This is a genomic window from Epilithonimonas zeae (assembly GCF_900141765.1).
GTDB classification, from domain to species: domain Bacteria; phylum Bacteroidota; class Bacteroidia; order Flavobacteriales; family Weeksellaceae; genus Epilithonimonas; species Epilithonimonas zeae.
Genome location: NZ_FSRK01000001.1, coordinates 1,337,812 through 1,364,718 on the forward strand (window position 1 = coordinate 1,337,812; position 26,907 = coordinate 1,364,718).

The following is a 26,907-nucleotide window of genomic DNA, read 5'->3' on the forward strand; positions in this document are numbered from 1 at the left end:
AGCCTTATCATTTTGCTCTCAAATAGATTTTACTGTAATCTGAACGAAGTTCTATATCCGTTCCACCGCCATTCACTTTTCCGACAAGGTCATTATCAAGACGAACTAAACCATCTTCCGTTTTCTTCTCTTGTTCGATTTTAAAATCCGGGGAAATGTAGATTTCGCCATAAGAAGTTGTCGCTTTTAGGTTGGCTTTTACAGATTTTGGAAGGCTGACATCTGTGTGACCATAAACCGAAATAATAGACAATGGCCCCTTTACATTTTGGCTAAAAACTGCTTCCACATTTCCGTAGATAGATTTTACAGTTGCAGGTCCCGTAATATTTTCTAATTGAACATCGTTATAAGTTGAAGCGATTTCGATTTCATTTTGCATATTTCTGAACACAACTTTTCCGCCATATTGAGATTGATGTTTGAAGGAAACAATCACATTCTCTGGAACTAATATTTTAATTGATGGAGACGACATTTTTTTCAATGGATTAACTTCCAAAACACCATCTTTTTCAGAAACATTGATTCCGAGTCCCGTGTTATCTATAAGTCCTAAAGCATTGACTGCCTGCAGTCCTTCTGCGCGTTTGTCCTCCGCAGGCGTTTTACCTTCCAAAGAGAAAACGATTTCATTGCCTTTGTAACCTTCAACAGTTACTTTTCCAAGATTGATTAGTAATTTTCCTTTGCTTTTGTTGACTTTGTAAGTCTTCGGATTTTCTTTTGTTGTAGTTGTTTGGTTTGCGTTTTCCTGCGCATTGAAGGAAACTGTCATCAAAGCAAACATAATCAAATATATCTTTTTCATAATGTCTAATTTGTTAATAATTAATGAGTTATTTATATAAAAGCTTTTAATACTTCATTAGAACAGCGTATGCTTCGTCTTTCACAAAATCTACTGTTGTTGGGTCTTTAGCGAGTGCCAAAAGTTTTATGTTAACTTCTGGACTTAAGTCTGATGATGGTTTTTCAGCCAAAAAGGAAATTAATTCTTTCTGTACCATCGGGTCATTTTGTTGAACAAAAATCTGCTGAATTCTATCTGTTACAACAGAATTTTGTCTCTGCATTTCTAAGGCTGAAACTGCAGACAATCTTACATTCGTGTTTTCGTCTGAGATGGCTTTTTCAGAAAGCAAATCGATTATTTTTGAATCATAATCAGAAAAATTCTTTACAAAAGCAATCCCTTGCAATCTGGAACTTGCAGAAAATTCATTATTCATCAATTCTATTGCGTTGGCTTGGTCAGAATGATTTTCACCTTCAATATTATAATTAGGAATAGAATTTTGACTATCTATTGATTGTTTTGGAGAATCAGAACTGTGATTTGCAAGAACTTTTGCGGTGTTTTTTTGTATTTTTTCTATTATTGATGTTTCTAATTCTTTCTTAGAATTTGTGTCAACAATATTTTCATCTTCTTTTTTCGGAGTTTGCTTTGTTGCAATAACAGTTTTATCGATTTCTTTTTCTTGCCATAAATTAAAGATTCCTAAACTTAAAATAACCACAATGGAAGACGCGATTGCCCAATTTTTCAAAGGAAATATCGAACGTGTTTTCCCAACAGATGGAGCAGAGGTATCCAGCTTGGACATTATTTTGTCAAACATTTCGTCAGGAACTTCGAGATTATCGAATTCATCTCGGTGTTCATTGATATATTTTTTAAGCGAATCTTTCATTGTAGTGTTTTGGGTTTAATTTTTCAAAAATTTTCTTTTTAGCACGGTGGTAATAGCTTCTTACGGTTCCGTGCGGGATATTTAAAATTTTTGCGATTTCTTCCTGTGGCATTTCCTCGAACAGAAAAAGATTGACGATTGTTCTGGTTTGCAAAGGAAATTCAGCGATTATATTTTGAAGTTCTTTTACTCGAGATTCCATAGCCAGCTTTGCCTCCAACTCATCATCTTCTATATCCAATATTTTATCATCTTCAATTTCTGAAAAATAGATTTTATTTTTCCGAAGATAATTAAGCGATTGATTGATAGCGATTCGCTTAATCCAACCTCCAAAACTTTCTACATTTTTCAAAGATTTGATTTCAGAAAATGCTTTCAAAAAAACCTCCTGAAGAATATCTTCCGCATCTTCTCTATCATTGACGATACGATAAATGGAATTGAAAACAGCCTTTGAATAACGATGATAGAGTAGAGAATACCCCGAATTGTCTCCGGAACAGCATCGTTCCAACAATTCTTTGTCACTGATATTTTCTGTTGTTGTCTTCAAAAAGTTATTCGTTTTTTTTCGGTTCTATATAATAGACGCAGACCTTTTACAAATGTTGCAGTTTTTTATCTTTTTTTCTGATTTTTTTTATTATTGTTCACAAGATTTTATTTCAATTGGGATTTTAAAAATATCAATTTTTTCTTTTTCTGTTTTGTTGTAAATCTCTTTGGCTTCTTTACTATCCACACTTAGTCCGTGATAGACGTAAGTAAAAGTATTATTAGGAGAATTGAGATTAGCAAAAATCATCGACGGGTCTTTTTGATATTTGTTCCAAAATGCCTCCCATTTTTTAGGCGTAAGGTTAACTTTGGAATCGTAGGCATTACGTCCTTCAATATTATATTGTTCTTTGGTAAGCCCTTTAATTTCGAAAATAAAATTCTCCTCAGAATCGGATATTTTAAGAATCAATCCGGGTAATCCAAAAAATTTATACGGTCCATCGCTAATCGGGATTTCATTCGTGAACCACGCAATCCATTTTCTCCCTCCAAAATCCGTTTCCGCTTTCTGAACATTATAATTGAATAATTTACTTTTTTCCTGTTGAATCTTCCAAATCGGTTTGCAGGTATAAGTTGTTAAGTAAACTTTATCGAAAAAATTCTCTTCAGTAATTGTAGTTTGAGATTTCAAATCCTTAAAAATTAAAGGCTGTAATTTCCATTGCTGTTTTGGGCTTGGAAAACTTCTGCTTCCTTCATCCACAAGTTTTGTTTTTATGGAGTCATATTTAAATTTTGCTAAGGATTCAAAATAAGAATTCTCATCATTTTTTAATAGAACAGTTAATTCCGAATTATAATCTTTTGATTGTTCTTCCGTTTTCCATTTGAAATCGTAGATGATTTTATACGATTGGGAAAATATTGCAATGGAATTGATGATTGCAGATAAGCTTAATAATAGTTTGAATTTCATATAATAGTTTTTGATGGTTCTACTATTAAGATGCAGGATTATAAATAATGTTGCAATTCGTCTAAAAAAAATGACCGCCAAGATTGACAGTCATTTTTATATTATTTCGATTTTGATTTAAAATAAATGAATTAAATAAGCCAAGAGAACTAAACTATATTTATAAGTAACAATCCCTAAAAACAAACAAATCAAACTCTTAACGTAATTCAAAAAGTTCTTTTCTCCAAAAAATTGTCCAATTGCCCAGACAAAATAAACCTGAACCAGATATATTCCAACTTGAGCGATAATAAATAAATTAAATAGTTTCCCAATTAATAAAAAGACTAAAACTGAAATGAAAAATACGCCGAAAATGTAAGATAATAAGACAAAAATCTCAAATATATTAAAGCCTTTTTTGTAAAAGAATATTTTCGTCCAAAGTGCCATAAAAAATCCAATAATCAAAGCCGAGTAACCTAAATGAGAATCTATCCAGCTGTTTATAGCTTCGATATTATGATTATTTTCCCATTGCGTTTTTCCTAATCCTTTGATGTTAAATATCAGAACATCAATATGAAATAGATGAATCAAAAACGTGTAAATAACAGCCGAAAAAACCAAAAACACAATTGGTTTAACATACTTTTCACGATTCTCCCGGAGATATTCTCTTACCGCTTTTCCAGGACGAATCAAGAGTTCTTTGAAGGTAAAAGGAAATCCTTTATCAAAATGTAAAAGGTGTTGAATCTCGTGCGAAATATATTTGGCGTCTATTCTTTTGATTTCTTTTTTAGGCTCAGAAGAATGTTCTTCGTTCATTGGTCAAAGTTTTTTCTAATTGTAATGATACAAAAATAGGAACTTATTTGTTAAATCATTATTAAAAAAACCTCATAGAATAAGGAAAATCTATGAGGTTTTATTTATTGTTTATTTGAAGTATTCAACTCCATTTTTAAAGATATTGTGATAATTCGCTGTCGGAATATTTTTAAACAAACCTTCTGCAAAACGTTCAGGATGTCCCATTCTACCAAATATTTTCCCGTCAGGACTCGTAATTCCTTCAATTCCGAACAATGAATTATTTGGATTAAATGGCATTCCGTGAGCAATATTTCCTTCTAAATCCAAGTATTGAGTTGCAATCTGCCCATTCTCATACAACTTCTGGATTTCTGCTTCTGAAGCCATAAAACGACCTTCACCGTGAGAAATTGGAATCGTGAATACCTGATCTTTCATTCCTTTCAACCAAGGAGATTCGTCATTCAGAACTTTCACATTAACCATTTGGGAAATATGTCTTCTGATCGCGTTGTGAGCCAACGTTGGAGAATTTTCATCTAAATCTTTGATTCTTCCGTAAGGCAGCAATCCAGATTTAACCAAAGCTTGGAAACCGTTACAGATACCGATAATCATTCCATCTCTGTCCAGCAATTCGTGAACGGCATTTCTCATTTTCTCGTTTTTCAAAACGTTCACGATGAATTTTGCAGAACCGTCCGGCTCGTCACCCGCAGAGAAACCTCCTGAGAAAGCCAAAATCTGAGAAGTTTTGATTTCTTTTACCCAAGCATCAATACTTTCATCCAATAATTGGTGATTGATATTGATTAAAGGCAAGCTGCTTACAACGGCACCTTCTTTTGCAAAAGCATTCAACGTATCGTATTCGCAGTTTGTTCCCGGGAAAACCGGTGCGAATACTTTTGGTTGAGCGATTCCGTGTTTCTTAATGATGATATTTCTAGGGTCGATTGAATTTAATTTTTCATCAATTTTAACCGTTATTTTTTCTTTTTCAACCGTTGGGAAAAGGCTTTCAAATGTATTCGTATTTGCAGCTAATAATTTTTCAATTGCAAATTCAGCATCATTAATTTTAACAATATTTGAATCTTTAACTTCTCCGACTAATTGAAAAGCTGTAGAACTTAATTCTTCTTTAGATTCGATGATTAAGCTACCGATATTTTTCGCTAATAAAACATTTTCGTCAACTGTAATTTCAGCACCTAATCTGTTTCCAAAGCTCATTTTTGACAAAGCAACTGCAACTCCACCTTCTTTCACAGTTTTAACAGAAACAATTTTTCCGACTTTGATATTTTCGAAAATCAATTCAAAAATTTCCTTTAAAGCATCATAATTCGGAAGTCCGTTTTCCTGAGCGATATGATTGAAGAAATACACTTTATTTCCTTCGTTTTTAAATTCAGGAGAGATAATATTTTTCTTTTCTCCGTTGGCACAAGCGAAAGAAATCAACGTTGGCGGAACATTCAGATCCTGATACGTACCACTCATTGAATCTTTACCTCCAATGGCTGCTAAACCGAAATTAATCTGAGCATCATAAGCTCCTAAAAGAGAAGCCAAAGGTTTACCCCATTTCTCAGGGTTCTGACCCAATTTCTCAAAATATTCCTGGAAACTGAATCTTATATTTTTGTAATCGCCCCCCATCGCAACGATTTTGGCAACACTTTCAACGACTGCGTAAGAAGCTCCCAACAAAGAATTCTGTTTAGAAATCTCGGCATCGAATCCCCAACTCGCCAAAGAAACCGTTTCAATATTTTTTGCTCCAATGATTGGTAACGTCTGAACACTTCCTTCCATCAAAGTCTGCTGATATTTCCCACCTAAAGGCATCGCAACTGTAGTCGCACCGATAGACGAATCAAACATCTCCAACAAACCTTTTTGAGAAGCAACGTTTTTATCACCTAAAATTTTCAAGAAATTCTCTTCATTAAATGTCGGAGTCTTTTCTTTTACTTCATTAAGGTGAGTAATTTTAACTTCCTGACTTTTTGAACACCCGTTCGTATCTAAAAAAGCTCTTGAAAGATCAACAATTTTATCGCCTTTCCAGAACATCTGCATTCTTCCTGAATCTGTCACTTTTGCAACCTCAACAGCAACAATATTTTCAGCTTCACAGAATTTGATGAATTTTTCTTTATCTTTTGGTTCAACCACAACCGCCATTCTCTCCTGAGATTCGGAAATAGCAAGCTCGGTTCCGTTCAAACCTTCATATTTCAAAGGTAAAACATCCAGATTAACTTCCAAAGAATCAGCGATTTCACCGATTGCTACGGAAACACCTCCAGCTCCGAAATCGTTCGATTTTTTAATCAGTCTCGTCACTTCAGGATTTCTGAATAATCTCTGGATTTTACGCTCTTCAACAGCATTTCCTTTCTGAACTTCAGAACTCATCGTGTGGATCGAAGTTTCGTCCTGCTCTTTTGAACTTCCGCTTGCCCCACCAACACCGTCACGACCCGTTGCACCACCTAAAATGATGATAGAATCACCAGCTTCAGGCTTTTCACGTCTTACCCAATCTACAGGAACAGCTCCGGCAACGAAACCAACTTCCATTCTTTTTGCTTTGTAGCCTTCATCGTAAATTTCGGAAACCATTGTAGTTGCCAAACCAATTTGGTTACCGTAAGAAGAATATCCGTTTGCAGCCTGCTTTGTGATTGTTTTTTGAGGTAATTTACCCGGTAACGTCTGATCCACAGGTTCTAAAACATCTGCAGCACCCGTTAATCTCATCGCCTGGAAAACAAAAGAACGTCCTGATAAAGGATCTCTGATTGCACCCCCTAAACAAGTTGAAGCCCCACCAAAAGGTTCAATTTCTGTTGGGTGATTGTGCGTTTCGTTTTTGAATAATAAATACCACGGTTCTTTTTTACCATCGTATTCAGCTTCGATTTGAATTGTACAAGCATTGATTTCATCAGAAACCACCAGGTTTTCCAAATCGCCTGTTTTATGGAAATATCTTCCGCAAACTGTTGCCAGATCCATTAGGGAAATCGGTTTCAATTCGCGTCCTAAGAATTTTCTTTTTTCAATATAATCATTGAAAATGGTTTCCAATGTATGTTTAAACTGTCCTTCAAACTCAATATTTGACAATTCTGTTTCAAACGTTGTGTGACGACAGTGGTCGCTCCAATACGTGTCTAAAACTTTAAGTTCAGTTTCCGTAGGATTTCTCTGTTCTGTTTTAAAATATTCCTGAATGAATTTTAAATCGTCTAATCCTAAAGCAAAACCGTGATTGTTAAAGAACTCTTCAAGCTGAGCATCATCAAAATTGATAAAACCTTCGTGAACAATAACCTTTGACGGAGTTTCTTCCGCAGGAATATTTAAAGTTGATAAATCTTTTTCCTGAGACTCTACTTTATTGATTAAAAGGTCTTTGATTTTAACCAGGTCGGATTCAGAAACTCCTTCGAACTCGATTAACTTTCCGCTTCTTACTTTAGACTTCTCATTTCCAGTCAGTAAAGCGATACATTGTTGTGCAGAATCGGCACGCTGATCGTATTGTCCTGGTAAAAATTCCAATGCGAAATGAGTTCCTTTTGCAGGATTTTCCTCAATTAAAATATCAGTAACCGGATCAACGAAAGTGCTATTGACCACCTTTTCGAATTCGCCATCGTTTAATCCAAAAATATCGTAAACGTTATACACTTTTACGCTTTGGATAGACGGAACTACAGCTTTTACATCATCAAAAATTTTTGGACTTTCAACATCGAAAATTCCCCTTTTTTCTACGAAAATTCTTTTGTTCATTTTTATAGATATGAGATTTTAGCTTTCATTCTAAAATCATTTATTAGATTTATTTTAATAAAAAATGCAGTCAACGAGACTGCAAGTTATTTTATACTTTAAGGTCAGCTTCCAAGCCAATCAAGTCTTGATTCGCATCAATAATCGGCTGAACTTCATTGGCGATGAATTCCTCCGTCTGAATTGGTGCAAAACCGATGAAATTTTTCGGGTCGAGAACTTCTTTTAATTTTGATTTATCGAGTTTTAATGAATCGTCATTTAAAATTCTTTCGATCAAATCATTTTCTTTTCCTTCTTCTTTCACTTTTTTGGAAGCTTCCATAGAATGAACTCTGATTACTTCGTGGATTTCCTGACGGTCACCACCTGCTTTTACTTCCTCCATAATGATGTATTCCGTTGCCATAAAAGGAAGTTCTTCCATAATATGTTTGTTGATTCTGTTTGGATAAACTACTATTCCGTTCATAATGTTGTTCCAAATCAATAGAATCGCATCAACCGCTAAAAATGCCTGAGGAATTGTCAATCTCTTGTTTGCAGAATCATCTAAAGTTCTTTCAAACCATTGTGTAGAAGCGACCATTGCAGAACTTGTCGTTAAGGATATTACGTATTTTGCGAGAGCTCCGATTCTTTCGCTTCTCATTGGGTTACGCTTGTAAGCCATTGCCGATGAACCGATCTGGTTTTTCTCGAATGGTTCTTCAATTTCTTTAAGATTTTGAAGTAAACGCAAATCATTGGTAAATTTATGTGCAGATTGAGCAATATTTCCTAATAAAGCTACCACTTTAGCATCAATTTTTCTGTCGTAAGTCTGTCCGGAAACGCCGAAAACTTTCTCAAAACCGAATCTTTTTGATAATTCCTTATCTAAGTGCTTCACCTTAGAATAGTCTCCGTTGAAAAGCTCCAGGAAACTTGCTGCAGTTCCTGTAGTTCCTTTAACACCTCTAAATCTCAATGTTTCTAAGAAGAAATCAAGTTCCTCGATGTCTAAAACTAAACTTTGTAACCAAAGTGTTGCTCTTTTTCCAACAGTTGTCAACTGAGCTGGTTGGAAGTGGGTAAATCCTAATGTCGGAAGGTCTTTATACTGAATAGCAAAATCTGCTAAGTTTTTCATCACGTTCACCAACTTTTTCTTTAAAATTAAAAGTCCGTCACGGATTTGAATTAAATCTGTGTTATCTCCTACAAACGCCGAAGTTGCTCCCAAGTGAATAATTCCTTTTGCAGAAGGCGCTACATCACCATAAGCGTGAACGTGAGCCATTACATCGTGTCTGAATTTTTTTTCATATTCGGCGGCTTTTTCATAATCGATGTTTTCTGCATTGGCTTTTAAGTCTGCGATTTGCTCGTCTGTGATATCAAGGCCAAGGTCTTTTTCGATTTCAGCAAGGGCAATCCAAAGCTTTCTCCAGTTCTGGAACTTGTTGTTATGCGAAAAATTAAACAACATTTCTTCACTGGAATAGCGCTCTTCCAATGGATTTTTGTAGGAATTCATTTCTTTCTTTTTACTTTTTTAGATTATACAAAATTAAGAAAATTAACCGATTCAATAAAATCTAATTAATATTGAAATCAATTTAACTTAATTATGATTTTTTAATCCAATATTCGGCTAGATATTTGTATTTTACCTTTAAATTCATAAAAATGGTGTCAAAAATTACGTCAGAAATAAAAGTCAGCGTTACTGCAGAATATGATAATTTCAACAGTTATCCTTCTGAAAACCGTTTTGTATTCAAATATCATATTGAAATTCAGAATCTTGGAACTGAAACAGTGAAGCTTCTTAGGAGAAAATGGATGATTTATGACCTAGGCTTTGGTTTTACTGAGGTTGAAGGCGTTGGCGTTATTGGTTTGACTCCAGTTCTGGCGTCGGGCGAAACGTTTACCTATTTTTCTAATGTGATTCTAAAATCTGGGGTTGGGAATATGGAAGGTTCTTACCAATTTGAAAGTGATAGTAAAGAAAATTTTGCAGTTGAGATTCCAAAATTCAATTTGGTTTCTGAGGTTTTGAGTAATTGATTTTCGAATTGAAACGTCTTTTTGAACATCGAATTGCAGCAGCCCGACTTGAACGGAAATCCTTTTTACGCAACGCAGTGGAGTGAAAAGATTGGGAGTGGAAGGCGGATTAAGCTGCCCAAATTAATATTTTAAAGAACCTTAATTTTCTTGTTAAAAACATCACGAACTTCATCATTTCTTGTAATTAAAAGCCTCTCAAAACTTAATAGAGAAATCTTCGCACATACTTCTGCATCGGCATCTGCACGGTGATGATTAAAATTGATTTGATGATGTTCTGCCAAACTTTTGAGTCCGTAACTTTTCAAATCTTTCCACGCTTTTTTTGCAACTCCAATACTGCACAAATAGTTCATATTTGGTTTGAAAAATCCGTAATGATCCAGACATCCTCGCAAAACATTAGCATCGAAAGCGGCATTGTGAGCAATGATCAGATTGCCATACATTAGATTTTCTATCTCATACCATACGTCTGCAAAAGTGGGAGAGTGCTTTACATCTTCCGGCGTAATACCGTGAACCATAACATTATGATGATTGAAATAGGGAAACGAAGGTGGTTTTATGAGCCAAGATTTGGTTTCTTTGATTTGCCCATTTTCCACAATGCAAATTCCCAACTCGCAAGCGGAGTTTTTCTCGTGGGTTGCCGTTTCAAAGTCTAAAGCAATAAAGTCCATCTATTAATTATTTTTTTGAACCTAGAAAATGTTTAAATATCAACCATTTTGATTGATAATAATTTTTCACTTGATATGTTTGTCTTAGTTTTAAAGATTGAGGAATCGCTGCATAAAACCCAAAATGAGCTTTCAAGATTGCTCCAAGATGAGACCATCCATTTTTATATCCAAAATATAATCCTGCAAAACCATCAAGAACTAATCTTGTAAATATTATAGGAACTACTTGGTAAATAGGTAGGTTCTTAACGAGCATTGTCAAATTATTCCTAAAATTAAGGAAAGTCTTTCTAGGATTTTGTTTGTTTAAAGTCCCACCACCAACGTGGTAAACTATAGATTTACCAGTGTAATAGATTTTTCTTCCAGCGTTTTTCAGTCTCCAACAAAGATCAATCTCTTCTTGATGGGCGAAGAATCTTTCGTCAAAACCGTTCATATTCCAGAAATCTTCTGAACGGATAAATAATGAACAGCCGGAAGCCCAGAAAATTTCGGTTTCATCGTCGTATTGTCCGTTATCAGTTTCGATATCATCAAAAACTCTTCCTCTGCAATAAGGATAACCTAAATTATCTATCAAACCACCACCAGCACCTGCAAATTCGAATTTGTTCATTTGATTATAATCCAGAATTTTCGGCTGAATGGCTGCGATATTTTGGTCTTCAAAAAATAATTTTGTGATAGGAAATATCCAGTTTTCTGTAACTTCTACATCGGAATTCAGTAAGCAGTAAATGTCAGCTTTAATGGATTTTAAACCTTCGTTGTAACCTTTAGCAAAACCAGAATTAGATTGATTTTGTATGATTTTTATTGATGGAAAATTAGACGTCAAAAATTGAATAGAATCGTCTGTAGAAGCATTGTCTATAACATAAATTTCGGCTTCCTGAGAATGTTCTATTACAGATGGTAAGAATTTTTCGAGCCAGCTTTTACCGTTCCAATTGAGGATTGCGATAGCTACAGTCATTATTCTTGGTAGTTTTTTATAGCATCTTTATATTTCCATCTTCTGTGTGACCAAAGCCAATTATCCGGTCTTTTTCGAATCGTATTCTCCAACAAGCCGTGGAATTTTTTCACCACCTCGTGTTCCACAAATTTTTCGCCATCAGGATAAATTCTATGGTAATTAACCTGATAAAATCCACGTTTTACTTTCTTCATCTCACAATAGATGAAAGCCATATCCATCCTTGTAGATAGTTTATCATAACCGATAAAAGCCGGTGTTTTTTGATTCAAAAATTTCAATCCGTAATTCACGTGCAAAACGTGCGGCGTCTGATCGGCAACAAACATATAGATTGATTCTCCATTATTGGGTGTTCGGAAAATATGCTTAATAACTTCGTTGGCTTCTAAAGATTTATTATTAAATCGATTTCTAATCATTTTAATTTTCTCTTCCCAAAAACTGCTGCTCATTTTTCTGTAAACTGGATGGCAATTTTTTTGAGGAACAAGTGTTGCCAGCGCATTAAACCATTCCCAGTTGAAAACGTGACCAGAAAGAAGGATGACGTTTTTACCTTCGGCTTTCGCTTCATGGAAAAGATCTTGATTCAAGTGCTGCATTCTAACACGTGACTCTGTATGACTAATTGTGAAAGCCTTTAGCATTTCTGCAAGATAATCGCAAAAATTAGAAAAGAATTTTTTAGAAATTTCTTTTATCTCTTTCTCCGTCTTTTCGGGAAAAGAGTTTCGTAAATTTTCTAAAACAACTGCTTTTCTATAGCCTATGATATAATAATTGAGAAAGAACATTATATCTGAAAAGAAATATAATATTCTGAGTGGTAATCTGGAAATTAGTAATAATATGCTGAATAAAAATTGATTCAATGTATAATGAATATTGGCAAATATACTGAAAAATGGCTGAATTTTTGCTTAACTTTGATGTTTAATTAAAATCAATTATCAATTATAATGAGAAAATCTGTTAAGAGTTTGTTGTTTGTTGGAGGTTTACTTTTATTTTCTCTTTCCAATGCGCAAACAAAAGAATCTCCTTTAACTCAGGAGCAAATAGATGCTAAAAAGAAAGCTGCGGCTGAAGAAAAAGCAAAACTACCTAAACCATATCATCCCGAAGCTAATGCTGAAGCAGACATCCAGAATGCTGTGAAATTAGCTAAAAAAGAACATAAGAATGTCATTATACAAGCAGGAGGTAACTGGTGTATTTGGTGTTTAAGATTCAATAATTATGTACAGCAAACACCGGAATTAAAACAAATTGTTGATGATAATTATGTGTATTATCATTTGAACTGGTCACCTGAAAATAAAAATGAAAAAATATTTTCCAAGTATGATAATCCTGGAACAAAATATGGTTATCCTGTTTTTATGGTCTTAGATGAAAATGGTAAACTGATTCATACTCAAGATAGTTCGGTTTTAGAAGAGGGAAGTGGTTATAGTCTTGAGAAGGTAAAAGAATTTTTTAATAGCTGGAGATCTAAAAAATCATAGATATAAATATAAAAAAAACCATTCTAAAATTTAGAATGGTTTTTTATGTTTTGAAAATTAATTCAATTAAGCTTCCTCAGCAGGAGTTTCTTCTACTTTAGCAGGAGCAGCCTTTGGTTTTGGAGCTTCTACTGGAGCGTCAGAAACGATATCGAACTCGTAGTTGTATTCTACATTTCTGTGAAGTCTTACAACTGCAGAGAATTTACCTGTTCTCTTAATTGTATTTCCAGGGATTTTGATGTATTTTTTATCAACGCTTACACCTGCTTTTTCTAGTGCAGCAGCAAGATCAGCATTGTTGATAGAACCAAATAATTTATCACCAGCACCTACTTTTGCAGGAATAGTAACAGAAGTTTTCTTCAATTGGTCTACAACAGCGTTAGCAGTAGCAATCAATTTAGCTTCTTCTTCTTTTCTAGCTTCCAAAGTAGCTTCTAAAGCCGCTTTGTTTTTAGGAGTTGCCAAAAGAGCAAAACCTTGAGGTAATAAAAAGTTACGAGCGTAACCTGGTTTTACATTTACTGTATCGAACTCAAGTCCTAAGTTCTCTACGTCTTGTTTTAGGATAATTTCCATTGTTGTTGTCTTGTTTAGATTCTAGAAGTTAGAGGTTAGAAATAAGAAGTTAGAAAATCTAATATCTGAGATCTAATATCTAATATCTAAAACAGTTAGAATTAAATTATTATTCAGCAACAAAAGAAGCAGGCAAACCTACTTCTTTTATTAATTTTTGTCTTATTTCAAAAGATCCGCTACGTAAGGCATAAGAGCTAAATGTCTTGCTCTTTTGATAGCCGCAGATACTTTTCTTTGATATTTAAGAGAAGTTCCTGTGTATCTTCTAGGTAAAATTTTACCTTGCTCGTTTACGAATTGTAAAAGGAAATCTGCATCTTTATAATCTACGTGCTTAATTCCAAATTTTTTGAATCTACAATATTTCTTTTCAGATTTTGTATTGATATCAAGTGGAGTAAGAAACTTCACTTCTGATTCACCTCCAGCAGAGGCTTGTTTTGCCATATCGTCTATTGCCATTGTTTTAAATTTTAAAGATTAATAATTAAGCTTTAGCAGATTTTACTTTGCTTCTTCTTGTTACTGCATATTCTATAGCGTGCTTGTCAAGTTTAGTCGTTAAATAACGGATAACTCTCTCATCACGCTTGTAAGCAGTTTCTAGATCAGCAACTACAGTTCCTTCCCCTTTGAATTCGATTAGAGTATAAAACCCATTCTTTTTCAATTGGATTGGATAAGCCAATTTCTTAAGTCCCCAATTTTCTTTGGCAACGATTTCGCAATTGTTTGAAGTCAATAGATCTTCAAATTTTTTCACTGCTTCCTCCACCTGACCATCAGATAGAACGGGAGTTAAAATGAAAACAGTTTCGTAATTGTTCATAATGTTAATTAATTTTAATTAAAAATTCGAGTTGCAAAAGTACAACTTTTTTCTAAACTACAACTAATTAATATAAAAAATCCCGCTAAATATTAGCGGGATTAAATTGATTATAGAAAAATTAATTATTTCTTGATCACTTTTGTAGAAGAAGTAGAGCCATCTTCCATCGTAGTAGTTACAACATAAACTCCAGAATTAAATTTAGTGAAATCAATTTTAGATGTCGCTTCATTTAAATCTTTAGTTAATAATTGCTTACCAGTTACATCAAATACTTTAACAGATTTGATTTTTCCTTGAGCCTCAATAGTGAAGATATCTTTTACTGGGTTTGGATAAGCTTTGATACCGTTTTTAGAAACGTCATTAACAGCTAACTGTCCAATATTTAAAGTATAATCTTCTACCTGTCCAAATGTTGCAGTTCCACAAGGAGTAGTATTAGAACTAGAAGAACTTGTATCGTTCAATCTAACTCTCATACGAGTTGTGCCAATAGTAGCACTTGCGGGAATAGTGATAGAACCTGTCCAAGGAGATTTTTTTATTGGAGTTACTAAAACTTGTTCTCCAACATCATTGAAGTCCTTATCATTATTCAAATCTATCCAAACAGTTACTTGATCTTCGTCATAAGAAGTTCCAGTGAATGATGCTGTAAAAGTGTAAGTTGATCCTGCCTCTACATTACCTGTAACTGAGGTAAAATCCTCATAACCTGCAGTAGCTGTTGAATTATTGTTAATAGTAGCAAAAGTCACATTGCTTATCTTCTCAAAACTTGTAGATGTTGCACCAGCGGTACAATAGGTTGGCGCCATTGTTGTAAAAGAATACACAACACAACCGGAAGCTGAACCAGCTGTATTTTTAGGTATTACTCTCCAATAGTATGTTGAGGATGGGTCTAGATTAGTTGCTGTATAAGTTGTTCCTGTAACATTAGTAAGTAAAGTTGTTGGGTTAGTATTTTTATCAAGATATACATCATATGAGTCAACTGAACTACCGGAAGAAGGAGGTGTCCAAGATAATGCTAATGATGCATATGATACATTTGCTGCTGCATTTGCCGGGAGTGTTGGCATTGCACAATTAGGAGCCGAAGCAGCTGGTTTTTGCACTTTTATATTATCAACATATAAAGCAGCTCCATCTGCTCCAACATATTGAAAAGCAATTTTTACATTGGCATTTCCAGCATAAGAAGATAAATTAACTGTTACTGGATTCATAACCCAGTTTGTAAAAGTTCCTAGATCATTTTCTGACCAAACCTGAGTCCAATTTGCCCCATTGTCTGTAGAAACCTTGATGAATGCATCATAGTTGTTTTCAGGATCCACAGCCCAATAATAGCTTAATCCAATGTTAGCAGTCAAAGTATAGGTGGTGCTTTCACTAAAATCTAAACTAGGTGTAATGAGCCATTCGTTTTGAGCTGCCGTTGATTCATCATAATTTACCGTTGCTTTATAATCTGTACCTGCAAGAGGATCCTCAACGTGCCAAGTCTCGGTAGGATTAGATTGTTGTACTGTCCAAGTTGTGGGAAGCGTACCCGTTTGGAAGTTTTCATTCAATAATACATTGCTTTGTGCAAAACCAAAGAAAGGAATTGATAGCAAAACCAAATTAAGTAAAGTTTTTTTCATAAAATTAATTTTTATTTGTTATTATGTATAATAAAATTATTAATAGGGATTTGTTTTAATTTCCACGATTACGCGTCTGCTCGGTCCAAAATACTCTTTCGTGTGTATACGAAACGCTTTTATATGTTTTAGTTGGTAATTATTTTGAACTTCAGCTCTAAATGTGTTTAAAACTGTATTAGCTGCATCATTTGTCATCCATGTATTAGTAACTAGTAAATTTTGATAACCATTTTCCTCAAAAATTCTATAATTAACAGATCCATATATATTATCAAATCCAGAATTAAATTCACCATAGAAAGTAGGAATGGCTCTAGATTCAATAGGTATTATATTTTTTCCAATAAAATGAGAAAGATCAATACATTCTTTACCATTTTGTAGACAATTATTAAGAAGATAACTATTATCATAAAAAGCAACATTGTATGAATCTATATAAGGAAAACTGATTAAATTCAAATTAGACGGATCATTATAAATACTAATAAATTCTCCTGTACTAGGATTAATAGTCCCAAATAAAATTGAACTTTGCTCTACACCACTTTTGCTGGAGCTAAAATTAGAATCACTAAATAAGGATGAATCTTCTTCAATTCTATTATTGCAGGAAATAATAATTGTCAAGATAAAATAAATAAATAGATTTTTTTTCATAAGTTATTTTTTTTTAATTCTCTCAAATTTAGTTAAATTATTTTTAAATAACCAAATTTAAGTAAGTAAAATTGTTAATAATATATGACAAATTAAATTTTGTTATGATTTAAATTATTTAAATATTCAATTATAAATATGAAATATTCAAATAATTTTCTTTAATCACACAATATTTAGAATCATATGATTTAAAATTTTCGCCAAACAAATATTAAAAAATTTAAATATTTGTTTGGCGAAAATAATGGAAATCAGTTAATTAAACTTTCCGGATTATGAAGCCTAATGATATTTGCTTCCTTTTCTAATAACTTGTGATGTAAATCTAATGTTTCCTTTTCAACTTCGTTCGGTTGTTTTCCAAGTGGTTTGTAGATGAATGATTTTTTTGAAATCCCAGCTAGAATCGGTAATTTTCCAAATCCAATATAGTCAAATTCATTAATCATTTGATATTGGTCTTCAACTGTTTTACCGAAGCCGAATCCAGCGTCGAGAATAATATCTTTAATTCCTTTTTGTCTTAAAAGATTTACTTTTTCTGAAAAAAATCGATTGATTGAGATTATGATATCATCGAATTTAATTTTATCGTGCATCGAACCATAAGTCGGATTAATATGCATCAATATATAAGGTAAACCGGTTTTTGCAACTGTATCCAAAAGCTCAGAATCAAACTGTCCTGCAGAAATATCATTTACAATATCAATTCCTTCATCATAACCAAACTTTACAACATCAGAATAAAATGTATCCAGCGAAATCAAACTTTCCGGAAATTCTTTTTTGATTAATGAAATCACATTTCCGATTCTTCTGATTTCTTCGTCTGCATTCAAAAATTCCGCATTTGGACGGGTTGACTGTGCACCAACGTCAATAATTGTCGCTCCATTTTTCAATAATTTTTCAGCGTGTTGCAAAGCTGATTTTTCATTGTTAAATTTCCCGCCATCAGAAAAAGAATCAGGCGTTAGATTCAAGATTCCCATTAGTTTGGGTTTTGACAAATCAATCAATCTGCCATTGCAATTGATTGAGAAAAATCTTGATTGATTAGAATTGGTAACAGAAAATTCCATTTGAAATTTTATAATAATGTAAAGTAAATTTGTGTGAAAAAATATTATTTTAATTAGTCAAAGCATAGACAGCAAAGCTCGCCAACCAATGATCACCACCATAATTGCCTTGAAAAATAATTGGTAATGAGTTTTCAATAAATTTTTCCCGAGTCACTTCAAATTGCTTTCTGATGGAATTCTTTTCCGGTAAAGCATTGATAATTTTTTTCATTGCCCAAGCTTTCGAAAATGATAGTCCCACAAGATGAACTGTTTGATAGTCATTAACATCACTTATAATAGGAATTTGCTCAATATTTTCCAAACTTCTTTTTTCGTAAAATTGATTAAGCCATTTTTCAAATTCTTTCTGAGGTAGAATTCTGCTCATCAACTCTGCAATTTCCAGACTTGGTGAAAAGAAATCACTTCCATCAGGTTCCAGGTAAGCTGGAGTTTTAGTATTATTTAAATAGAAAATTTTAGCTTTTTCAGATAACTCTTTCTCGAATGATTGATCTCCAACTTCTCCTGCCCAATCGATAGCGAAACTCATTGCAAATGCGGTATTCGGATGAACGCCTGTTCTGTTGGGATAGGTTTGTTTGGGTAAATAGGCTTTCCAAAGCCTTAGAATTTCACCTGTCAAAGGTTTTAAATTTTGATGCCAGACTTTGGCTTTTGGATGATTCCATCTTGCTAATTCTTCGTCCAATTTCAAAATCCAAGCCCAACCGTAAGTTCTTTCAAAATTTTGCGCCACTTGATATTTGGTAAAATAAGACGCTTCTTCTTTGATTTTTTCAGGTGAAAAAGATTCATCCAGAATAGAAATAATTTTATCTCTATTTTCTAAATCCTGAACAGTTCTCAATAATCTCAACAACATCCAATGTCCGTGCACAGAACTGTGCCAATCAAAACAACCATAAAAACTTGGATGCAATTCTTTTGGAGTAAGCATAGCGTCTTTTTCAGCATTGATGACGTGTGCCGTTTTATTGGGATACTCTTGATTGATACATTTCAAAGGCATCGAAGCAAGCCTATTGGCCATTTCTGTTGTCAGTTCCAATTTCTGTTGAGCATTGATAAAAACAGAGGATACTATAAAAAAAGAAATGACAAATCGCATAAATAATTTTTAGAATCATAAAAATAGATAATTTTTCTGGTTGGCAATCAAAAATTAAAAACAACTAAATTTGTATCTTTGACCAATTAGACAGATTTATGCACAATACATCCGCCCAGTTTGACGACGTTATCAAGACTTGCAGAGACCTTTTTCAAAAGAAAATGAAAGATTATGGAACAGCTTGGCGCGTTCTTCGTCCAAGTTCTATCACGGACCAAATCTATATCAAGGTGAATAGAATCAGAACGTTACAAATGACGGATGTGAAAATGGTTGATGAAAGTGAGGAAGATGAATTCATTGCGATTATCAATTATTCTATTATTGGGTTGATTCAGCTGGAGAAGGGTTTTTCTGATGAACTAAATGCTAATCCTGAAGACATTATTAATCTCTACGATTCTTATGCTCAGAAAGCAAAAGAACTGATGGAACGAAAAAATCACGATTATGGCGAAGCTTGGAGAGATATGAGAATCTCGTCCATTACAGATTTGATTTATCAAAAGGTTTTGAGAACCAAGCAAATAGAAGATAATCAAGGGAAAACTTTGGTTTCGGAAGGTTTGGATGCCAACTATTTTGATATGTTGAATTATGCTGTTTTTTGTCTGATTAAATTTAAAAATTAATACCGAAAAAAATTATGAAAGCAGTTCTACGCTACATTGTTGCACTTATATTCATCGCTTCCGGATTTGTAAAAGCAGTTGACTTAAAAGGATTCTCTTTCAAGTTAGAAGAGTATTTCTCTCCAATTGTTTTCAATTTACCGTTTTTGGAAAAATATGCTTTGGCATTTTCAATCATTGTTGTTGTTCTGGAGTTGGTTTTAGGATTTATGTTATTGATGAAAATCAAGCTTAAAGAAACGCTTTATGCATTGATTGCACTTTGTGTTTTCTTCGGTTTTCTGACGTTTTATTCCGCTTATTATAATGTTGTAACAGATTGTGGATGTTTCGGAGATGCCCTGAAATTCACGCCTTGGCAATCGTTCTGGAAAGATATTACGCTTTTGATTTTATTAATCATATTGGCTTTTCTTTATAGAAAAAGAGAAGAAGATGAAAAGGTAAGATTTGGAAAATTACCATTGTTAGGAGTATTTATTTTAGTAATGATTTTTGTTATGTACAGAGGAATTGCTCACGAGCCGATGATAGATTTCAGAGCTTATTCTATCGGAACAGATTTAGCGGCTGAGAAACAAAAAATCGCACAGAATCCTTCTGAATACAAGACTTTTTATTCACTTAAAAATTCTAAAACCAATGAGGTTAAAAAAGTGGATCAGGACGAATACATCAACAAAGAATATTGGAAAGACACCAACTGGCAAATCGAAGACGGTAAAACAACTTCTGAAATCTCGAAAAAAGGCTATGAGTCTGAAATCTCGAAATTCAAAGTAGAAGATGCTAATGGAAATCCTATTACAGACGAAATTCTGAAAGAACCAAGAGTTGTTTTAGTGTTCACTTATAAGCCAAAAGAGGCGGATTTAGAGTTAGTTAAAAAAACAGAAACTAAAGCTTTGACTGAAAAAGCAAAGGTTTACGGAATCAGCACACAACCTAATTTCTATAAACAAATCCCAAATTATCTAATGGACGAAATCGTAATCAAAACCATCGCAAGAAGCAATCCTTTTGTATTGATTTTGGAAAAAGGAAAAGTAGTTGAGAAATTGGGAGCAAAAGATTATTTAAATCAAGATTAAATTATAATAATGAGAAAATCAAATAAACCTATCGCCGGCTATCATTTGCTAATGATTTTGTCCGCTGTGGACGGTATTATCAAACCGGAAGAAGGTCTTAAAGTTCAGGAATATATGGCGGAAGAATTTCCGTTCCGTCTCAATCTGGATGATGAATTGGAAATCATTGCACAACTCACTTCAGACCAGTGGAAAGACCATTTTGAATTCCATGCAAAATGTTTTGAAGACGATTCTACAGAACAGGAAAGAAAAGACTTTATCCAGTTTGCAAAATCATTGATTAAAGCTGACAATGAAGTAAGTGATGAGGAGCATCAATTTTACACTTTGTTAAAAAATATTTGGAACTTAAATTAAAATATAATGAGAAAGAACATTGTTGCAGGAAACTGGAAAATGAACAAAACGTATGCTGAAGCACAGGAATTGATGGCTCAGCTTTTAGAATACAAAAAAAATAACACTACAAACTGCGAAGTTTATATCGCTCCGCCAGCGTTGTATCTTACAGCGGCGAAGGAAGTTTTCAAAAATGGGGAAGTAGGCGTTTTCTCTCAAGACGTTTCTGAGTATGCAAGTGGCGCTTACACAGGCGAAATTTCTGTTGATATGCTGGCTTCTGTTGATGCAGATGGAAGTTTGGTTTCGCATTCGGAAAGAAGAACTTTCCACGGAGAAACCGACAGCCACGCCAATAGAAAAATAAAAGCACTTTTGGACAAAGGTTTGACGCCAATCTATTGCAATGGCGAAAAATTAGAAGAAAGAAAAGCAGGAAGACATTTCGAAGTTGTAAAAAACCAAACAGAAACTGCTCTTTTCACACTTTCCGCTGAGGAAATCAAAAAAGTAGTCATTGCTTACGAACCAGTTTGGGCTATCGGAACCGGCGAAACAGCGACTGCAGAGCAGGCTCAGGAAGTTCACGCTTACATCAGAAGTCTGATTGCTGACAAATACGGAAAAGAAGTTGCTGACGAAGTTTCTATCCTTTACGGAGGAAGTGTAAAGCCGGACAACGCTAAAGAAATCTTCTCTCAGCCAGATGTTGATGGCGGTTTGATTGGTGGTGCAGCACTTAAAATCGAAGATTTTTCCAAGATTATCGAAGGATTCAATTTTTAATAAAATAACATTTTGTCAAATCGAAGAACTGGTGTAACCAAAGTTTTTTCGATTTGACAATTTTTTTAAGAGCTTAATCCCGCTTTCCACTATATCTTTTTTGTTTTTAGAAGATTTGTCATTCAATCGAACTGAGGAACAAAAACAAAAAAGGATGCCGTTGCAATCGGGGCTAGGGGATTTGTTATCCAAACCAGTTTTGTCAAAAATTGAAATTTATCCATATTTTCCTTTTCTAAAATTTTAAGATTACAAAAATGAAAATAGAACATCTCGGTATCGCAGTCAAATCTCTATCAGATTCTGATAATCTGTTTACCCGACTTTTAGGAAAACCAAATTACAAACAGGAATCGGTAGAAAGAGAAGGTGTGACAACATCATTCTACGAACTTGGAGAAAGCAAAATCGAACTTTTGGAAGCTACAAACCCCGAAAGTCCAATTGCAAAATTCCTCGATAAAAAAGGAGAAGGAATCCATCACATTGCCTTTGGAGTAGAAAATATCCAAACTGAAATCGAAAGATTAAAAAAAGAAGGATTTATTTTCATATCAGAAGAACCGAAAGAAGGTGCTGATAACAAATTAGTTGTCTTTCTGCACCCCAAATCAACTAATGGAGTATTGGTAGAATTGTGTCAAGAAAAACCATAAAAGGTTTGGTAGATAAAGAAATTTTGTTATTTTTGCACACACAAAATTTAACCAAATTTTGAGGTCCTATAGCTCAGTTGGTTAGAGCACCTGACTCATAATCAGGTGGTCCCTGGTTCGAGCCCAGGTGGGACCACAAAAGCCTCTGTAAAGGAGGTTTTTTTTATTTCTATTAACAAAAATCAATAAAGAGAGCCAGATTCTGGCTCTCTTTATCTTTAACAAAAAATTAATTATAAATAGAAGTAATTAAAATGTATCACTACAAATTGCTACTAATAATTATTTCAAACTAAACTTGACTGTTTTCACATTCTTACTATCCGCCCCAATCATCAAATCAAAATCTCCTGGTTCAACCACATATTCCAAATCATAATTGTAGAATTTCAATAGTTCAGGAGTGATTTTGAAAGTAACAGTTTTCGTTTCACCTGGTTTTAAAGAAATTTTCTCAAAACCTTTCAGCTCTTTTACAGGACGTGTAATACTTCCGACGATATCACGAATGTACAACTGCACAACTTCCTGACCTTCCAAAGAACCTTTGTTTGTAATATCTACACTCGCAGTGATGTGCCCATTTTGATCCAATTGATTTGAACTTAGTTTAATATCTCCGTAGTCAAACTTGGTGTAACTCAAACCATATCCGAAAGGGTAGAGCGGGTCATTGCTGACGTCAATATAATTTGACCTGAATTTCTCAAACCATTTTCCTTCTGCCAAAGGTCTTCCTGTATTTTTATGATTGTAATAAATCGGAATTTGACCAACATTTTGCGGGAAAGTCATCGGTAATTTTCCACTTGGATTTACATCTCCAAATAAAACATCTGCAATCGCAGGACTAGCTTCAGAACCTCCAAACCAAACATTCAGAATGGCTGGAACGTTTTTCTGTTCCCAATTCAAAGTCAAAGGTCTTCCGTTAAACACAACCAAAACAACTGGTTTTCCGGTTTTTAATAATTCGGCTAATAATTTTTGCTGAACATCAGGAATATTAAGGTCTGTTCTGCTGCTCGATTCTCCACTGAATTCCGAAGATTCTCCTAAAGCAGCCACAACCACATCCGATTTTGAAGCGACTTCAAGTGCTTCCTTAATCATTTCCTCATCGCTGCGTTTTTCGTTTTCTCTTCCCAATCCGCGCTCAAACATTGTAGCTCTTTTCTCTAATTCCGGATCAGAGGTCAAATGACTTCCTTTTGCATAAAGAACTTTCGCATTTTTTCCTGCAACAGACTGAATTCCCTCTACCAAAGTTGATGGTTTTTTCAAATCTACAGAAACGCTCCACGTTCCGGGCATATTCGACCTTGTATTGGCTAGTGGACCAACAACTCCGATAGTTCCTTGCTTTTTTAATGGTAAAACATTCTCATTTTTAAGCAAAACAAAACTTTCAGCAGCTATTTTTCTGGCAAATTCTCTGTTTTCTTTGGTGTAAATATCCTTTGCAGGTCTTTTTACATCAATATATTTATAAGGATCTTTAAACAAGCCCATTTTATATTTAGCTTCCAAAATATAACGGCAAGATTTATCGATATCGGCAACTGTTACTTTTCCTTCTTCAAGAGATTTTTTCAGAGTAACCAAATAACTTTCACTAACCATATCCAAATCAACTCCGGCTTTCAAAGCTCTTGCAGAAACGGTTTGAAGGTCGCCGATTCCGTGGTCAACCATTTCGCTCATTCCGGTGTAATCTGTCATAATGAAACCTGTAAAACCCCACTGTTTTCTCAAGACATCATCCAAAAGCCATTTGTTGGCAGAAGCAGGCAATCCGTCGATATCGTTGAACGAAGTCATCACACTTCCAACTCCTGCATCTACAGCGGCTTTGTAAGGATACATATATTCGTTGAACATTCTTTGTCGGCTCATATCCACCGTGTTGTAATCTCTTCCGCCTTCACTCGCTCCGTATAAAGCGTAATGCTTCACATTCGCCATAATCTGGGAATTGGTTTTGTAGGTATTATCTCCCTGATAACCTTTTACCAAAGCTTTTGCAATCTCTCCACCCAAAAACGGATCTTCTCCATTTCCTTCAGAAACTCTTCCCCAACGCGGATCTCTCGAAACGTCAACCATCGGACTAAAAGTCAGACTGATTCCGTCTGCACTCACTTCTTTTGCTGCAATTCTTGCGGATTGTTCAATCATTTTTGGATTCCACGTTGCCGCTAAACCAAGTGGAATTGGAAATCCTGTTTCGTAACCGTGAATTACATCCAAAGCAAAAAACAAAGGGATTTTCAGACGGCTTTCTTCAACTGCAACTTTCTGTATTTCTTTGATTTTTTCTACGCCTTTAAGATTAAGAATCGCACCTACATTTCCCTTTCTTACTTTATCTGCGATGTTGCTGTTTTTTGCCTGACCTGTCGTGACATCTCCACCTCCCGGAAAATTGAGCTGACCGATTTTTTCTTCAACCGTCATTTTGCTCATCAGTTCCGTGATGAATTTATCCATTTTTACCTTTTCATATTGAGCAACTGTCTGCGCATCGATTTGAGAAATACTTGCCGCCATACAAGCTGCGATAACCATCCTTTTCATTATTAAAATAATTTAAATTAAATGTTAATTGAACCGTTTAAGGCAAAACTAAAATTTAATAGAAGCGGATTTGGATCGGAAAGCTAAAAAGTAGTGGTTTTTAAAATTAAGTATATGGAAATTAATTATTTATAAATTTAAATAAGACAAAAAATGTAGCGGAAATATAAAAATTTGAGTTATTTTGAAGCGATTTCTCCAATGTTTGCCACCTTGTTTTCGAACAAATCTCTGGACTCAGCGGCCTTATTTCTGGTCTTGGTTCTGTAATTGTAAATCGTGCTTAAAGAATATCTGAGGAAGGCTGCAATTTTTACGCTGTCGGTAATTCCTAATCTGATGAGGGCAAAAATCCTCAGTTCGGTATTCAGAAGTTCACCTTTTTTCAAAATGATTTTTTCTTCAGGAATTAATAGAGAATTAAAATCGGTGACGAAGCTCGGATAAAGATTCAGGAAAATCTGGTCGAAATTTCGGTACAATTCTTCCAGCTCATTTTCGATCAATGTATTTGAACGTAATGTTTTGAAAAGTTCATCAAGCTGATTGTCTTTCGCTTTTTTATTTAAATTTTTTCGGTAATCTTCTAATTTACTGATATAAGACGAACAGGTATCAAAAAAATAGGCGATATATTCTTCTTTAATAAGGTTTGATTCTGATAATTGATGGTTGAGAAGCTGTAGTTTTTCGTTGGTTTTTGTAATTTCAGAATTGGAAAGTTCCAATTGTTCCGTCGTTTTTGAAAGCTGTTCTTTGATGCGAGTAACCTTTTTCATCTGACGGTAAATGTAAATAATCAATCCGGCAAGAATCGCAGAAAGCAAACTGATGAAAATTAAATATAACTCCAGCTGACTTTTTGATTTCGTTTCTTTATCAACATATGCTTTATTGATGATGGAATACATTTCAGAAATATTCAAAGTTCTGAATTTCACATTACAAAAAATAGCGTCCTCAATCGCAGATTTTGTAAAAAGATAGGCTTTATCAATGTCTCCATTATGATAAAAAATCATTGCTAAATTTTGGTAAGAAGCATTGTCTTTAATCGCATTTTGGGTATCGGTAATCGCTGATATAAGGTAATATTTCAGTTCATCCTCATTATTATTTTTCAGTTTGTAAACATCTCCCAAAAGATAAGCCGACATTGCATAATCGAGATTTTTCTTCTTGGCTTCATTAATCAAAGTGTGAAGAAGCTTTTCAGCATTATCCAGTTTTCCTTCGTGAATATATTTTTGCGAAAGATTGATTTTATACTGAATAGAAGACTTGGGAAGCATCATCAAAAGTGAGTCACGGTACAGTTCAATTTTTTTTATACCGTTGACATCATTAATGTTGGTGGTGTAATGCTCATAGAATTTGCTGTAGGTGTCGTAATAATTGGCTTTGGTGTCGTTGTCTAAACTCTTTATATTAATACTTTTTAAAAGATTTTCAGACTCTTTAAACTTTCCTAAAGTCGAGTAGAGATGCGCCAGTTGAAGACTTGATTCAGCTATCATTTTCGGATTATTAAGCTGTTCCGAAATTGCCATATTTTTCTTTACATAATGCACGGCAGAATCAATCTGATATTGCTTGTACAATCTGTAAATATTTTCATTATTAATATATTCCTGATTTGGATTCTGCGATTTCTTTCTCTTTAAATCTTCAATAGCCGCTTCTTTTTTATCACTGTACATTTTTTTCTGACTGATCTCTTTGGTCAATGTTTTCAGAAGCTCATTAGAACTTTGAGAATATAAGAAATTCGAAATCAGAAAAAATAAAAAGATAAGTTTAAACTTCATAACAGAAATTACTTCAGCACTTTGTATAGTCTCCAAAGCCA

General features: G+C 34.1%; 26 protein-coding genes and 1 tRNA gene. 8 read left to right on the top strand and 19 right to left on the bottom strand.

Features of this window, described 5'->3' with window-relative positions; all coding sequences use genetic code 11:
* Positions 1-7: 7 nt before the first annotated feature.
* From BUR19_RS06110 to purB, 7 genes are all read right to left on the bottom strand, one after another.
* A complete protein-coding gene (locus tag BUR19_RS06110) occupies positions 8-811 on the bottom strand; it encodes a DUF4097 family beta strand repeat-containing protein (RefSeq protein ID WP_139297275.1) in 804 nt (267 codons plus the stop codon).
* Between the two features lie 46 nt (positions 812-857).
* The gene (locus BUR19_RS06115; RefSeq protein ID WP_074233989.1) at positions 858-1,697 is read right to left on the bottom strand and encodes a HEAT repeat domain-containing protein; all 840 of its coding nucleotides are present in this window, start codon (positions 1,695-1,697) and stop codon (positions 858-860) included.
* Entirely contained in the window at positions 1,681-2,253 is a 573-nt protein-coding gene (locus BUR19_RS06120; RefSeq protein WP_074233990.1) for an RNA polymerase sigma factor, read from the bottom strand. The genes BUR19_RS06115 and BUR19_RS06120 overlap by 17 nt, the downstream gene beginning before the upstream one ends.
* Positions 2,254-2,343: 90 nt before the next feature.
* The gene (locus BUR19_RS06125) at positions 2,344-3,180 is read right to left on the bottom strand and encodes a GLPGLI family protein (protein ID WP_074233991.1); all 837 of its coding nucleotides are present in this window, start codon (positions 3,178-3,180) and stop codon (positions 2,344-2,346) included.
* Between the two features lie 117 nt (positions 3,181-3,297).
* Positions 3,298-3,993: a DUF3667 domain-containing protein gene (locus BUR19_RS06130; protein ID WP_074233992.1), complete on the bottom strand. Its 696-nt coding sequence runs from the start codon at positions 3,991-3,993 to the stop codon at positions 3,298-3,300.
* A gap of 111 nt (positions 3,994-4,104) precedes the next feature.
* The gene (locus BUR19_RS06135) at positions 4,105-7,794 is read right to left on the bottom strand and encodes a phosphoribosylformylglycinamidine synthase (RefSeq protein ID WP_074233993.1); all 3,690 of its coding nucleotides are present in this window, start codon (positions 7,792-7,794) and stop codon (positions 4,105-4,107) included.
* 91 nt (positions 7,795-7,885) lie between these two features.
* Complete coding sequence (gene purB / locus BUR19_RS06140) at positions 7,886-9,313, bottom strand: adenylosuccinate lyase (protein ID WP_074233994.1); 1,428 nt, start codon at positions 9,311-9,313, stop codon at positions 7,886-7,888.
* 152 nt (positions 9,314-9,465) lie between these two features.
* Between purB and apaG the strand changes: the two genes are divergently transcribed.
* Positions 9,466-9,849 carry a Co2+/Mg2+ efflux protein ApaG gene (apaG, locus tag BUR19_RS06145; RefSeq protein ID WP_074233995.1) on the top strand — a complete coding sequence of 128 codons (384 nt, stop codon included), beginning with the start codon at positions 9,466-9,468 and terminating at the stop codon, positions 9,847-9,849.
* Between the two features lie 131 nt (positions 9,850-9,980).
* Here apaG and BUR19_RS06150 read toward each other — a convergent pair whose 3' ends face one another.
* From BUR19_RS06150 to BUR19_RS06160, 3 genes are read right to left on the bottom strand one after another with little or no spacing between them, the layout of a single operon-like run.
* Positions 9,981-10,535: a 3'-5' exonuclease gene (locus tag BUR19_RS06150; RefSeq protein ID WP_074233996.1), complete on the bottom strand. Its 555-nt coding sequence runs from the start codon at positions 10,533-10,535 to the stop codon at positions 9,981-9,983.
* A 7-nt stretch (positions 10,536-10,542) separates the two neighbouring features.
* Positions 10,543-11,517, bottom strand: a complete 975-nt coding sequence (locus tag BUR19_RS06155; protein WP_074233997.1) for a glycosyltransferase family 2 protein — start codon at positions 11,515-11,517, stop codon at positions 10,543-10,545.
* Positions 11,517-12,395, bottom strand: a complete 879-nt coding sequence (locus BUR19_RS06160; RefSeq protein ID WP_074233998.1) for a lysophospholipid acyltransferase family protein — start codon at positions 12,393-12,395, stop codon at positions 11,517-11,519. The genes BUR19_RS06155 and BUR19_RS06160 overlap by 1 nt, the downstream gene beginning before the upstream one ends.
* Before the next feature lie 87 nt (positions 12,396-12,482).
* Here BUR19_RS06160 and BUR19_RS06165 point away from each other — a divergent pair, with 87 nt between their 5' ends.
* Positions 12,483-13,031 (top strand): thioredoxin family protein, encoded by a 549-nt coding sequence (locus tag BUR19_RS06165; protein ID WP_074233999.1) that lies wholly within the window; start codon positions 12,483-12,485, stop codon positions 13,029-13,031.
* Between the two features lie 66 nt (positions 13,032-13,097).
* Here BUR19_RS06165 and rplI read toward each other — a convergent pair whose 3' ends face one another.
* From rplI to BUR19_RS06200, 7 genes are all read right to left on the bottom strand, one after another.
* On the bottom strand, positions 13,098-13,613 hold the full coding sequence (gene rplI / locus BUR19_RS06170) for a 50S ribosomal protein L9 (RefSeq protein WP_074234000.1): 516 nt from the start codon (positions 13,611-13,613) through the stop codon (positions 13,098-13,100).
* 162 nt (positions 13,614-13,775) lie between these two features.
* Positions 13,776-14,078, bottom strand: a complete 303-nt coding sequence (gene rpsR / locus BUR19_RS06175) for a 30S ribosomal protein S18 (protein WP_027382072.1) — start codon at positions 14,076-14,078, stop codon at positions 13,776-13,778.
* Positions 14,079-14,103: 25 nt separating this feature from the next.
* Positions 14,104-14,445 (bottom strand): 30S ribosomal protein S6, encoded by a 342-nt coding sequence (rpsF, locus tag BUR19_RS06180; protein ID WP_074234001.1) that lies wholly within the window; start codon positions 14,443-14,445, stop codon positions 14,104-14,106.
* 125 nt (positions 14,446-14,570) lie between these two features.
* Positions 14,571-16,103 carry a GEVED domain-containing protein gene (locus BUR19_RS06185; protein WP_074234002.1) on the bottom strand — a complete coding sequence of 511 codons (1,533 nt, stop codon included), beginning with the start codon at positions 16,101-16,103 and terminating at the stop codon, positions 14,571-14,573.
* 39 nt (positions 16,104-16,142) lie between these two features.
* Positions 16,143-16,766, bottom strand: a complete 624-nt coding sequence (locus BUR19_RS06190) for a hypothetical protein (RefSeq protein ID WP_074234003.1) — start codon at positions 16,764-16,766, stop codon at positions 16,143-16,145.
* Between the two features lie 254 nt (positions 16,767-17,020).
* On the bottom strand, positions 17,021-17,854 hold the full coding sequence (gene folP / locus BUR19_RS06195) for a dihydropteroate synthase (RefSeq protein ID WP_074234004.1): 834 nt from the start codon (positions 17,852-17,854) through the stop codon (positions 17,021-17,023).
* 49 nt (positions 17,855-17,903) lie between these two features.
* Positions 17,904-18,971, bottom strand: a complete 1,068-nt coding sequence (locus tag BUR19_RS06200; RefSeq protein WP_074234005.1) for a DUF2891 domain-containing protein — start codon at positions 18,969-18,971, stop codon at positions 17,904-17,906.
* Positions 18,972-19,069: 98 nt separating this feature from the next.
* Between BUR19_RS06200 and BUR19_RS06205 the strand changes: the two genes are divergently transcribed.
* From BUR19_RS06205 to BUR19_RS06230, 6 genes are all read left to right on the top strand, one after another.
* On the top strand, positions 19,070-19,606 hold the full coding sequence (locus BUR19_RS06205; RefSeq protein WP_074234006.1) for a DUF1599 domain-containing protein: 537 nt from the start codon (positions 19,070-19,072) through the stop codon (positions 19,604-19,606).
* A 14-nt stretch (positions 19,607-19,620) separates the two neighbouring features.
* Positions 19,621-20,697 carry a BT_3928 family protein gene (locus BUR19_RS06210; protein ID WP_074234007.1) on the top strand — a complete coding sequence of 359 codons (1,077 nt, stop codon included), beginning with the start codon at positions 19,621-19,623 and terminating at the stop codon, positions 20,695-20,697.
* A 9-nt stretch (positions 20,698-20,706) separates the two neighbouring features.
* Positions 20,707-21,057, top strand: coding sequence for a tellurite resistance TerB family protein (locus tag BUR19_RS06215; RefSeq protein WP_074234008.1), 351 nt, complete (start codon positions 20,707-20,709; stop codon positions 21,055-21,057).
* 6 nt (positions 21,058-21,063) lie between these two features.
* Positions 21,064-21,825 (top strand): triose-phosphate isomerase, encoded by a 762-nt coding sequence (tpiA, locus tag BUR19_RS06220; protein WP_074234009.1) that lies wholly within the window; start codon positions 21,064-21,066, stop codon positions 21,823-21,825.
* 257 nt (positions 21,826-22,082) lie between these two features.
* On the top strand, positions 22,083-22,481 hold the full coding sequence (gene mce, locus BUR19_RS06225) for a methylmalonyl-CoA epimerase (RefSeq protein WP_074234010.1): 399 nt from the start codon (positions 22,083-22,085) through the stop codon (positions 22,479-22,481).
* Between the two features lie 62 nt (positions 22,482-22,543).
* Positions 22,544-22,617: transfer RNA gene (locus tag BUR19_RS06230), tRNA-Ile, on the top strand.
* 146 nt (positions 22,618-22,763) lie between these two features.
* On the opposite strand, the gene bglX is transcribed toward BUR19_RS06230, so the two are convergent.
* On the bottom strand, positions 22,764-25,058 hold the full coding sequence (bglX, locus tag BUR19_RS06235; RefSeq protein ID WP_074234011.1) for a beta-glucosidase BglX: 2,295 nt from the start codon (positions 25,056-25,058) through the stop codon (positions 22,764-22,766).
* 179 nt (positions 25,059-25,237) lie between these two features.
* A complete protein-coding gene (locus tag BUR19_RS06240; protein WP_245799030.1) occupies positions 25,238-26,866 on the bottom strand; it encodes a DUF6377 domain-containing protein in 1,629 nt (542 codons plus the stop codon).
* Positions 26,867-26,907: the final 41 nt, after the last annotated feature.

What these genes read in the sequence shown, in the direction of transcription:
- BUR19_RS06185 (WP_074234002.1), bottom strand. Translation starts at nt 16,103, where the DNA reads ATGAAAAAAACTTTACTTAATTTGGTTTTGCTATCAATTCCTTTCTTT.
- BUR19_RS06125 (WP_074233991.1), bottom strand. Translation starts at nt 3,180, where the DNA reads ATGAAATTCAAACTATTATTAAGCTTATCTGCAATCATCAATTCCATT.
- apaG (WP_074233995.1), top strand. Translation starts at nt 9,466, where the DNA reads ATGGTGTCAAAAATTACGTCAGAAATAAAAGTCAGCGTTACTGCAGAA.
- BUR19_RS06240 (WP_245799030.1), bottom strand. Translation starts at nt 26,866, where the DNA reads ATGAAGTTTAAACTTATCTTTTTATTTTTTCTGATTTCGAATTTCTTA.
- BUR19_RS06115 (WP_074233989.1), bottom strand. Translation starts at nt 1,697, where the DNA reads ATGAAAGATTCGCTTAAAAAATATATCAATGAACACCGAGATGAATTC.
- BUR19_RS06200 (WP_074234005.1), bottom strand. Translation starts at nt 18,971, where the DNA reads ATGCGATTTGTCATTTCTTTTTTTATAGTATCCTCTGTTTTTATCAAT.
- BUR19_RS06110 (WP_139297275.1), bottom strand. Translation starts at nt 811, where the DNA reads ATGAAAAAGATATATTTGATTATGTTTGCTTTGATGACAGTTTCCTTC.
- bglX (WP_074234011.1), bottom strand. Translation starts at nt 25,058, where the DNA reads ATGAAAAGGATGGTTATCGCAGCTTGTATGGCGGCAAGTATTTCTCAA.
- BUR19_RS06155 (WP_074233997.1), bottom strand. Translation starts at nt 11,517, where the DNA reads ATGACTGTAGCTATCGCAATCCTCAATTGGAACGGTAAAAGCTGGCTC.
- tpiA (WP_074234009.1), top strand. Translation starts at nt 21,064, where the DNA reads ATGAGAAAGAACATTGTTGCAGGAAACTGGAAAATGAACAAAACGTAT.
- rpsF (WP_074234001.1), bottom strand. Translation starts at nt 14,445, where the DNA reads ATGAACAATTACGAAACTGTTTTCATTTTAACTCCCGTTCTATCTGAT.
- folP (WP_074234004.1), bottom strand. Translation starts at nt 17,854, where the DNA reads ATGGAATTTTCTGTTACCAATTCTAATCAATCAAGATTTTTCTCAATC.
- mce (WP_074234010.1), top strand. Translation starts at nt 22,083, where the DNA reads ATGAAAATAGAACATCTCGGTATCGCAGTCAAATCTCTATCAGATTCT.
- BUR19_RS06215 (WP_074234008.1), top strand. Translation starts at nt 20,707, where the DNA reads ATGAGAAAATCAAATAAACCTATCGCCGGCTATCATTTGCTAATGATT.
- BUR19_RS06190 (WP_074234003.1), bottom strand. Translation starts at nt 16,766, where the DNA reads ATGAAAAAAAATCTATTTATTTATTTTATCTTGACAATTATTATTTCC.
- purB (WP_074233994.1), bottom strand. Translation starts at nt 9,313, where the DNA reads ATGAATTCCTACAAAAATCCATTGGAAGAGCGCTATTCCAGTGAAGAA.
- rplI (WP_074234000.1), bottom strand. Translation starts at nt 13,613, where the DNA reads ATGGAAATTATCCTAAAACAAGACGTAGAGAACTTAGGACTTGAGTTC.
- BUR19_RS06165 (WP_074233999.1), top strand. Translation starts at nt 12,483, where the DNA reads ATGAGAAAATCTGTTAAGAGTTTGTTGTTTGTTGGAGGTTTACTTTTA.
- BUR19_RS06150 (WP_074233996.1), bottom strand. Translation starts at nt 10,535, where the DNA reads ATGGACTTTATTGCTTTAGACTTTGAAACGGCAACCCACGAGAAAAAC.
- BUR19_RS06210 (WP_074234007.1), top strand. Translation starts at nt 19,621, where the DNA reads ATGAAAGCAGTTCTACGCTACATTGTTGCACTTATATTCATCGCTTCC.
- BUR19_RS06130 (WP_074233992.1), bottom strand. Translation starts at nt 3,993, where the DNA reads ATGAACGAAGAACATTCTTCTGAGCCTAAAAAAGAAATCAAAAGAATA.
- BUR19_RS06135 (WP_074233993.1), bottom strand. Translation starts at nt 7,794, where the DNA reads ATGAACAAAAGAATTTTCGTAGAAAAAAGGGGAATTTTCGATGTTGAA.
- BUR19_RS06205 (WP_074234006.1), top strand. Translation starts at nt 19,070, where the DNA reads ATGCACAATACATCCGCCCAGTTTGACGACGTTATCAAGACTTGCAGA.
- rpsR (WP_027382072.1), bottom strand. Translation starts at nt 14,078, where the DNA reads ATGGCAATAGACGATATGGCAAAACAAGCCTCTGCTGGAGGTGAATCA.